This window comes from Thiohalophilus sp. (genome assembly GCF_031581315.1).
Lineage (GTDB): Bacteria > Pseudomonadota > Gammaproteobacteria > UBA6429 > Thiohalophilaceae > Thiohalophilus.
Genome location: NZ_JAVLAZ010000088.1, coordinates 1 through 9,724, shown reverse-complemented (window position 1 = coordinate 9,724; position 9,724 = coordinate 1). Strand labels below are relative to the sequence as shown.

Here is a 9,724-nt window from a genome sequence, read left to right as displayed (position 1 = left end):
CTAAGTACTAAGTACTCATAAAGTCTGCCAACTGCCCTCTGCAAACTGCCAACTTTGTTTCATAACACCGCACGCGGATAGGAACCGAGCACCTTGACCATGCTGGCGGTTTCGTCCAGTTCCCTGATCGCCTGGCTGACGTTGCTGTCGTCGATATGACCTTCGATATCGATGAAAAACGCGTAATTCCACATGCCCTGACGTGAAGGACGGGATTCGATGCGTGACATGGAGATATCGTGCTTGGCAAACGGCTCCAGCATGCCATAAAGCGCGCCCGGGCGATTGCGGGTATACACCAGCATCGAGGTTTTATCATTGCCACTGGGGGGCGTCACCCGTCGACCGACGACCAGAAAGCGGGTGGTGTTCTCCGGGTGATCCTCGATATTTTTCGCCAGATAATCGAGCTCGTAAATGTCTGCCGCACTTTCTCCGGCGATCGCGGCAGACTCGGGATCGGCGCTGGCCAGCCGCGCGGCCTCGGCATTGCTGCTGACATCGACCTGTTCCACGCCGGACAGGTTCGAATCCAGCCATTTACGGCACTGGGCCAGCGACTGGCGATGGGAATAGACCTTGCGAATATCGCCAATCACGGCACTTTTGCTCAACAGGTGATGATGAATACGCAGCTCCACCTCGCCGCAAATCGACAGGGACGAGGTCATGAATTCATCCAGGGTATGATTGATCACCCCCTCGATCGAATTTTCCACCGGCACTACCCCATAGGAAGCCGTGCCGGACCCCACTTCTCGAAACACGTCGCCAATGGTACCCATTGGCAAAGTCTGTACCGAATGACCGAAGTGCTTGAGCGCCGCTGCCTGGGTAAAGGTTCCTTCCGGCCCCAGAAAAGCGATGTTCATAATCCGTTCCAGTGCCAGACAGGCGGACATAATCTCGCGAAACAGCCGCGCCATTTCCTCGTTACTGAGTGGCCCCTGGTTACGTTGCATGACATTACGCAGGACCTGGGCTTCACGCTCGGCCCGATAGAATACGTCATCGCCATTGGCCTGCTTGGTACGGGCCACTTCCTCGGCAAGACGCGCACGCTCGCTGATCAACGACTGGATCTGTTCATCCAGTTGATCGATGTGCTCGCGCAGTTTTTTCAGGTCGTCGCTCAAGTCAGTGATCCGTATTCAATCAATGAAGCGGACTTTCAGCACACCATTGATGGCCGTCAATTGTTCGCGCGTGGTTTCATCCACACTGCCATCGATGTCGATCAGATTATAGGCCAGGTTGCCCTTTGACTTGTTAATCATATCCACGATATTCAGGTTTTGCGTGGCCAGGACGCCCGTAATCTGACCGACCATGTTCGGTTCATTGCGATTCACAATGGCAATGCGCTGGCCTTCGGTACGCTCCATGTAGACTTCGGGGAAATTCACCGAATTGCGGATATTACCGTGCTCGAGATAATCACGCACCTGCTCGGCCACCATGATGGCGCAGTTTTCTTCCGCCTCGACGGTGGAAGCACCCAGATGAGGCAACGTGACAACCCGTTCATGATGTTTCAGCAAGTTGCTGGGGAAGTCACATACGTACGCGTACACTTTACCGGCTTTGATCGCTTCACTGACGGCTTCATCATCAATGATACCATTACGCGCGAAATTAAGAATCACGACATTGTCGCGCATCAATTTGAGTCGATCGGCATTGATCATATTGCGGGTCGCATCGACCAGCGGCACATGGAAGGTAATGAAATCCACCTTGGATACCAGCTCGTCCATGCTGCCGGCCTTCTCCACGTCAGAGGACAACTGCCAGGCGCCTTCGACGGTGATGCCCGGATCAAAGCCGACCACACGCATTCCCAGTTGCAGCGCCATATTAGCCACGTTACGGCCAATGGCGCCGAGGCCGATCACGCCCAGGGTGCGGCCGGGTAATTCAAAACCGCCGAAGTTTTTCTTTCCGGCTTCCACGGCCTTGTTAATCTCGGCATCGGAACCTTCCACCGAGCGGGCAAAATCCCAGGCCGGACCGATATTACGACAGGCCATCAACATGCCGGCCAGCACCAGCTCCTTCACCGCGTTGGCGTTGGCGCCGGGCGCGTTGAACACGGCGATGCCCTGGTCCGACATCTTGTCGACCGGTATATTATTCACCCCCGCGCCGGCACGACCGATGGCCTTCAGGCTGGACGGCACTTCCATGTCGTGCATCTTCGCCGAACGCACCAGAACGGCATCGGGATGGCCTATTTCGGAAGCAATTTCATACTGATCGCGCGGCAGCCGTTCCAGGCCCGCCAGCGAGATATTATTTAACGTCAGAACCTTGTACATAATTATTCACTTTTCTTGCTATCGTAAATTTATCGCGGAGAACGCAGAGCCGCAGAGACGCGGAGGATTTAATTGAACAAACCCAATAATATATTCAAATTATTTCTCTCTGCGTCTCCGCGGCTCCGCGACCTCTGCGTTATTAATCAGGCACTATCTAGTAGCCATTATCAGCCATAACGTTTTTCGAAGTCGGCCATGAACTCGACCAGCGTGTCGACGCCGGCTTCGGGCATGGCGTTGTAGATGCTGGCGCGCATGCCGCCGACGGAGCGGTGGCCTTTCAGGGTGGTCAGGCCCTGTTTGGCGGCTTCCTCGAGGAAGGTCTTGTCCAGATCGGGATTGGCCAGGGTAAAGGGCACGTTCATCCACGAACGGCAATCGGGCTTGACCGGGTTGGCGTAAAAGTCGGAGTTATCGATCGCGTTGTACAGCTTGTCCGACTTGCGCTTGTTGATCTCGGCCATGCCTTGCAGGCCGCCCTTCTCTTTCAGCCATTCAAACACCAGACCGGCCAGATACCAGCCGTAGGTCGGCGGCGTGTTGGCCATGGAGTCGGCTTCGGCATGTACCTGGTAATCGAACATGGCCGGGGTCTTGTCGAGCGTCTCGCCGATCAGATCCTTGCGCACGATCACGACCGTCAGGCCAGCCGGCCCGATATTTTTTTGTGCCCCGGCGTAGATCACACCGTATTTCGAAACATCTATGGGACGCGACAAAATCGTCGAGGACATGTCCGCCACCAGCGGTACATCACCGGTATCGGGAATGTAGTTGAACTCCACCCCACCGATGGTTTCGTTGGGGGTGTAATGGACATACGCCGCATCACCGCTCAATTGCAGTTCGGATTGCGCGGGAGCACTGCTGAAGCCATCGGCTTCACTGGACGCGGCCAGGTTTACATCGCAGAATTTTTTCGCTTCACTGATCGCCTTCTTCGACCAGGCACCGGTGTTGATGTAATCGGCTTTGGTTTTGCCACGCAGCAGGTTCATCGGCACCATGGCGAACTGGCTGCTGGCGCCACCCTGTAAAAACAGAATTTCGTAATTGTCCGGTATCGCCATCAGCTCACGCAGATCGTTTGTTGCTTTCTCGGCAATGGACATAAACTCCTTGCCGCGATGGCTCATCTCCATCACCGACATGCCGCTCCCTTGCCAGTCAAGCATTTCCTCGCGAGCGCGCTCCAGAACTTCCTGGGGCAGCATCGCCGGACCGGCGCTAAAATTAAATACACGTGACATACACAACTCCTGTTTTTAATTTATTTCACATATTCCGGATTAGACTGCAGGAACATGCCATTTCTAAATTTTATTCATTCAACGCGGAGGTCGCGGAGACGCAGAGTCGCGGAGAATTGATTTTAAAAATCCCACACAGCTGAATTCGATGAAGTATTGAACCGCTGCTTCGCTTTCATCAAATCTTCACTATAGAACCGAATCAAAATTAATTCTTTTACTCTGCGCCTCCGCGCCTCTGCGACCTCCGCGTTAACTACACTTACTCTTCATCAATGGCATCTTCCTCGTCGCTGATCTTGGCGATGCGTTCAATGCCGGAGAGTTTTTCGCCTTCACCGAGGCTGATCAATTTGACGCCCTGGGTGTTGCGGCCCATGATCGAGACTTCGTCGACTTTGGTGCGCACCAGGGTGCCGCGGCTGGTGATGAGCATCATTTCATCTTCTTCGCCAACCAGTTCAGCGCCGATGACTTCGCCGTTACGTTCCGAGGTCTGGATCGACTTGACGCCCTGGCCGCCGCGACCATGACGTGGATAGTCATCTACACCGGTGCGCTTGCCATAGCCGTTTTCGGTGGCGGTCAGGATGTGGCCTTCGCTGGCAATGATCAGTGAGATGACATGCTGATCTGATAGTAACTTCATGCCGCGCACGCCGACCGAGCTGCGGCCCATGGCGCGCACATCCTGCTCGTTGAAGCGAATGGCCTTGCCGGCATTGTTGAACAGCAACACATCCTGATCACCCCGGGTCAGTTCCACACCGATCAGGTGATCGTCTTCGCGCAATTCGATGGCGATAATCCCCGAGGCACGCGGGCGGGAGAAATCAGTCAGCGGGGTCTTCTTGACCGTGCCATTGCTGGTAGCAAAGAAAATAAACTGGCCTTCCGCGTATTCGCGAATCGGCAGGATCGCATTGATGCGCTCGCCCTCTTCCATTGGCAAGAGGTTGACGATTGGGCGTCCGCGCGCGGTGCGCCCGGCCTGCGGCAGCTCATAGACCTTCAGCCAGTAGACCTTGCCGCGGCTGGAGAAACAGAGAATTGTGTCATGGGTGCTTGCCACAAACAGCTTGTCGATAAAGTCTTCATCCTTGACCGAGGTCGCCGCCTTGCCCTTGCCGCCACGCCGTTGCGAGGTGTAGGCCGTGATTGGTTGTGCCTTGGCATAACCTTCGTGCGAAAGTGTCACCACCACATCTTCTTCGGTGATCAGATCCTCGATGGTGAGATCTTCCTGGCTGGCAATGATCTCGGTACGCCGTTCATCACCGTATTGATCGCGCATTTCCGCCAGCTCGTCGCGAATCACCTGCATCAGGCGCTCGGAGCTGGCCAGGATCGCCAGCAATTCCTCAATCTGTTTGAGCAGTTCTTCGTATTCGTTGAGGATCTTGTCCTGTTCCAGTCCGGTCAGACGGTGCAGGCGCATGTCCAGGATCGCCTGGGCCTGCGCATCGGAAAGGCGATAACGCCCCTCGACCAGGCCGAATTCGGGCGCCAGCCCTTCCGGCCGGGAAGCCGCGGCGCCGGTACGTTCCAGCATCTGGTTGACCACGCCCGGTTCCCACAGGGTCGACATCAACTGTTCCTTGGCCTCGGCCGGATTTTTGGCGGCTTTGATCAGGGCAATGATCTGATCGATGTTGGCCAGGGCAATGGCCAGGCCTTCGCGCACATGCGCCTTCTCGCGCGCCTTGCGCAGATCGAAGACGGTGCGGCGGGTTACTACCTCGCGGCGGTGGCGAATGAACGCCGCCAGAATCTGGTGCAGATTAAGCAGTTGCGGCTGGCCTTCGACCAGCGCCACCATGTTGATGCCAAACACGGTCTGCATCTGGGTGTGCTGATAGAGGTTGTTGAGCATCACCTCGACCACTTCGCCACGGCGCAGTTCGATCACCACGCGCATGCCTTCCTTGTCCGACTCGTCGCGCAGCTCGCTGATGCCCTCGATTTTCTTTTCCTTGACCAGCTCGGCGATGCGTTCGAGCAGACGCGCCTTGTTGACCTGATAAGGCAGCTCGGTGACCACGATCCGTTCGCGCCCGTTGGCCATCTCTTCGACTTCGATGCGCGCCCGCACGTAAATACGGCCGCGGCCGGTGGCATAGGCCTCGGCGATGCCGCGCGCGCCGTTGATGATGCCGGCGGTGGGGAAATCAGGACCGGGGATATAGCCCATCAGTTCCTGGATGGTGATAGCGGGGTTGTCGATCATCGCCAGGGTGGCGTTGATCACCTCGCGCAGATTGTGCGGCGGGATATTGGTCGCCATCCCCACTGCAATCCCGGCCGAACCGTTGACCAGCAGGTTGGGAATGCGGGCCGGCAGGATCTCCGGCTCATATTCGGTTTCGTCGTAATTGAGGGTGTAATCGACGGTTTCTTTTTCGATATCCGCCAGCAGCTCGTGCGCGATCTTTGCCATGCGCACTTCGGTGTAACGCATGGCCGCCGGGGCGTCGCCGTCGACCGAGCCGAAGTTGCCCTGGCCGTCGACCAGCATATAACGCAGCGAAAAAGGCTGGGCCATGCGCACGATGGTGTCGTAGACCGCGCTGTCACCATGGGGATGGTATTTACCGATGACATCACCGACCACGCGGGCCGACTTTTTATAGGGTTTGTTCCAGTCATTGCCCAGTTCGCGCATGGCGTACAGGACACGGCGGTGAACCGGCTTGAGGCCGTCCCGCACGTCGGGCAGGGCGCGCCCGACAATCACACTCATGGCATAGTCCAGGTAGGACTGCTTCATCTCCTCCTCGATGTTGATCGGGAGGACTTCCTTGGCAAATTCGCTCATGCGTTGGCTTCAGTCAGGTTAGTGTGGCTCGTTAATTCTTGAGACGATTTTAGACGCCCACTATACCATAGCGGGGCTACCTACTGCATCTTTGGAAAAAGCCGTGAGAAACCCGTTGCGGGCGTATCGTGGAAAGCCGCGCGGTTTTGAAAACCGTTTTGATGCCCGGCCAGAATAGAAAATCAGCGGTGCTCACCCATGTGCCGGGCCATTTTCTCGGTATTGGGCTGTTCGATAATGCCGCGCTCGGTGACGATGGCATCCACCAGTTGTGCCGGGGTGACATCGAAAACCGGGTTCCAGGCCCCGGCCCCTTCGGCCGCCACCCGCTGACCGCCGCAACTCAGTAATTCAGCGGGATCCCGCTGTTCGATGGGAATCGCCCCGCCCTCGCCGACCGCCATATCAATGGTGGAGGTCGGCGCGGCCACCATGAATTTGACGCCGTGCTGCCGCGCCAGCACCGCCAGGGAATAGGTGCCGATCTTGTTGGCCACATCGCCGTTGGCCACGATCCGATCGGAGCCGACAATGACCCACTGTACCTTGCCCTGGCGCATCAGCCAGGCAGCGGCCCCTTCGGCCACCAGCGTCACCGGAATATGATCCTGCAGCAGCTCCCAGGCGGTCAGGCGCGCTCCCTGCAACCAGGGCCGGGTCTCATCGGCATACACCGCACCCAGTTTGCCCCCGGCATACGCACTGCGGATCACCCCCAGCGCCGTACCGTGGCCACCGGTGGCCAGTGCTCCGGCATTGCAATGAGTCAGTACGCTCTCGCCCGGCGCGATCAGCGAGGCCCCGAACTCGCCCATTTTCAAATTGGCGGCGATGTCCTCTTCATGGATGGATCGGGCCTCCTCCAGCAAGGGCGAGAAGGGATCACTCTCTATGGTATCCAGCTTGCGACGCATGCGCTCGATAGCCCAGAACAGGTTAATGGCTGTCGGCCGGGCCTCGACCAGTTGTTGCAAATCCGTTTCGAGGTTATCGCGCCAGTGTGTCGCTGACTCGGCGTAACGCTGCCGCGCTGCCAGCGCCACACCATAGGCGGCGGTAATCCCGATGGCCGGTGCGCCGCGCACCACCATATCCCGGATCGCCTGCGCCACCTCGGCCACGCTACGGCAATACATATACTGGTGTTGCCCCGGCAGCAGCCGCTGATCCAGCAGACACACCGCCTCGTCATCCCACATCACCGGTTTAAAGGTGTCGTATTGATCCAGCATAAAAAGTTCGGGGTTGTTTCGGGGTACCCATTGTAGTCCGCAAATGCACGCGAATAAACGCCAACTTTGGTTGCTTTCAAATCAGTCCGCTAATGAACGCGAATATACGCCAACCTGGTTGTTTTCAAATCAGTCCGCCAATGAACGCGAATGTACGCAAATAATCAAACTACTCTGTCACCTCTCAATCAAGGTTCCGAATACCCGCCCCCATTGTCTGAGTAGCCTGGATCAAGGCGCAACGCGCCAGATCCGGGTTTTTCCAGTTCAGGGGGAACCGCTGCGCCTGTTCCAGCCTGCATAGAGTGATCGGGGAATTGGAACGTTTATTCAGTCATTGAGGTTAAACCCGATTAACCTGATTTGCGTTTATTCGCGTTCATTGGCGGACTGAAAAACCCGAAATCCCCATCGAGCCTCCTCCTAAATACTTGCAGTCGTGAATCCAATCCCTGTATCTTTCCCGGCATGAAGATTGACACACTGTTATCCGCGCGCTGGATTCTGCCTGTTGAACCACAGGGTGTGGTGCTCGAGCAACATGCCATTGCGATCCATAATGGACGCATCGAGGCCGTCCTGCCCAGGGAAGAAGCCGAACAACGCTATCAGGCGGATCATGTCCAGCACTTCGAACAACATGTTCTGATGCCCGGCTTGATCAATATGCACGGTCACGCTGCCATGACCCTGATGCGCGGACTGGCCGACGATCTGCCCCTGATGGAATGGCTGCAAGAACATATCTGGCCGGCGGAACAACAATGGGTGGGCAAGGAGTTCGTCTACGACGGCACGCTACACGCCTGCGCCGAGATGCTGCGCGGCGGCACCACCTGCTTCAACGATATGTACTTTTTCCCGGAGGAGACTGTGCGCGCGGTGGAACAGGCCGGCATGCGTGCCTGCATCGGGCTGATCATGATCGACTTTCCCACCCCCTGGGCACAGACGCCGGACGAATACCTGAGCAAGGGTATCGCCCTGCACGATCAACTGCGTGGTAACACGCTGATCCGGACCGCCTTTGCGCCGCACGCGCCCTATACCGTCTCCGACGAACCGCTGCAGCGCATCGCCACCTATGCCGAAGAACTGGATATTCCGGTGCATATGCATGTGCATGAAACCGCCCACGAGGTCGAGGAAAGCCTGAACAACACCGGCAAGCGCCCGCTGCAGCGGCTTGAAGAGCTGGGTCTGCTCAATCCGCATCTGCTGGCCGTGCATATGACCCGGTTAAATCAGGAAGAGATTCCGCACCTGGCCGAGGCCGGGGTGCATGTGGTGCATTGCCCCGAATCGAACCTGAAGCTGGCCAGCGGCTTCTGCCCGGTGCAGGAACTGGCCCGGGCCGGCGTAAACCTGTGCCTGGGTACCGATGGCGCCGCCAGCAATAATGATCTCGACATGTTCAGCGAAATGCGCAGCGCCGCCCTGCTGGGCAAGGCGGTGGCCGGTGACGCCAGCGCCCTGCCCGCCGAGGACGTGCTGCGCATGGCGACCATCAACGGCGCCCGGGCGCTGGGACTGGAACAGGAAATCGGCTCGCTGGAAGCCGGCAAATCCGCCGATATCATTGCCGTCGACCTGGGCACGCTGGAAAGCCAGCCGGTCTATCATCCGGCATCGCAACTGGTCTACACCGCCGGGCGCGAACAGGTCACCGACGTCTGGGTCGCCGGACGCCAGCTGCTCAAGGAACGCGAGCTGACGACCATCGACCCGAACGCCGTGCTGGAGCGGGCGCAGCAATGGCAGCAACGCCTCATACCATTAAACTAACCTTCTGGACAGTTCGGATTTTGTCCGCAAATAAACGCTAATTCACGCAAATCGAAAAAATACCCAGACAAATAAATTTGCGTTGATTCGCGTTCATTTGCGGATTGTTCTTCCTGTATACTTAAAATATATGGCACACACAAACACCAACATCGAGCATTAGTAGGTGGCTCGGTTGACGATAGCCTGGGTGACAGTGTCTCCAGAAAAAATTCAGATAACGTTTCGCGCAACCTGGCCTACGACTGGACAGAGCAGGTTTTAGTTCCGCAAATAAACGCTAATTCACGCAAATCGAAAAAATACCCAGACAAATAAATT

General features: G+C 56.9%; 6 protein-coding genes. 1 reads left to right on the top strand and 5 read right to left on the bottom strand.

All coding sequences use genetic code 11. From position 1 onward, the window contains the following. Positions 1–59: 59 nt before the first annotated feature. The 5 genes from pheA to mtnA all read right to left on the bottom strand — a co-directional run bounded on the left by pheA (position 60) and on the right by mtnA (position 7,618). Complete coding sequence (pheA, locus tag RI563_RS11110) at positions 60–1,145, bottom strand: prephenate dehydratase (protein WP_411293579.1); 1,086 nt, start codon at positions 1,143–1,145, stop codon at positions 60–62. A gap of 6 nt (positions 1,146–1,151) precedes the next feature. Next, positions 1,152–2,318 carry a phosphoglycerate dehydrogenase gene (locus RI563_RS11105; RefSeq protein WP_310694452.1) on the bottom strand — a complete coding sequence of 389 codons (1,167 nt, stop codon included), beginning with the start codon at positions 2,316–2,318 and terminating at the stop codon, positions 1,152–1,154. Between the two features lie 170 nt (positions 2,319–2,488). Then, the gene (gene serC, locus RI563_RS11100) at positions 2,489–3,571 is read right to left on the bottom strand and encodes a 3-phosphoserine/phosphohydroxythreonine transaminase (RefSeq protein WP_310694451.1); all 1,083 of its coding nucleotides are present in this window, start codon (positions 3,569–3,571) and stop codon (positions 2,489–2,491) included. Positions 3,572–3,833: 262 nt separating this feature from the next. Continuing rightward, entirely contained in the window at positions 3,834–6,386 is a 2,553-nt protein-coding gene (gene gyrA, locus RI563_RS11095) for a DNA gyrase subunit A (protein ID WP_310694450.1), read from the bottom strand. A 182-nt stretch (positions 6,387–6,568) separates the two neighbouring features. After that, positions 6,569–7,618 carry an S-methyl-5-thioribose-1-phosphate isomerase gene (mtnA, locus tag RI563_RS11090; RefSeq protein WP_310694449.1) on the bottom strand — a complete coding sequence of 350 codons (1,050 nt, stop codon included), beginning with the start codon at positions 7,616–7,618 and terminating at the stop codon, positions 6,569–6,571. 468 nt (positions 7,619–8,086) lie between these two features. On the opposite strand from mtnA, the gene RI563_RS11085 reads away from it, so the two are divergent. Then, on the top strand, positions 8,087–9,403 hold the full coding sequence (locus RI563_RS11085; RefSeq protein ID WP_310694448.1) for a TRZ/ATZ family hydrolase: 1,317 nt from the start codon (positions 8,087–8,089) through the stop codon (positions 9,401–9,403). Positions 9,404–9,724 lie beyond the last annotated feature (321 nt).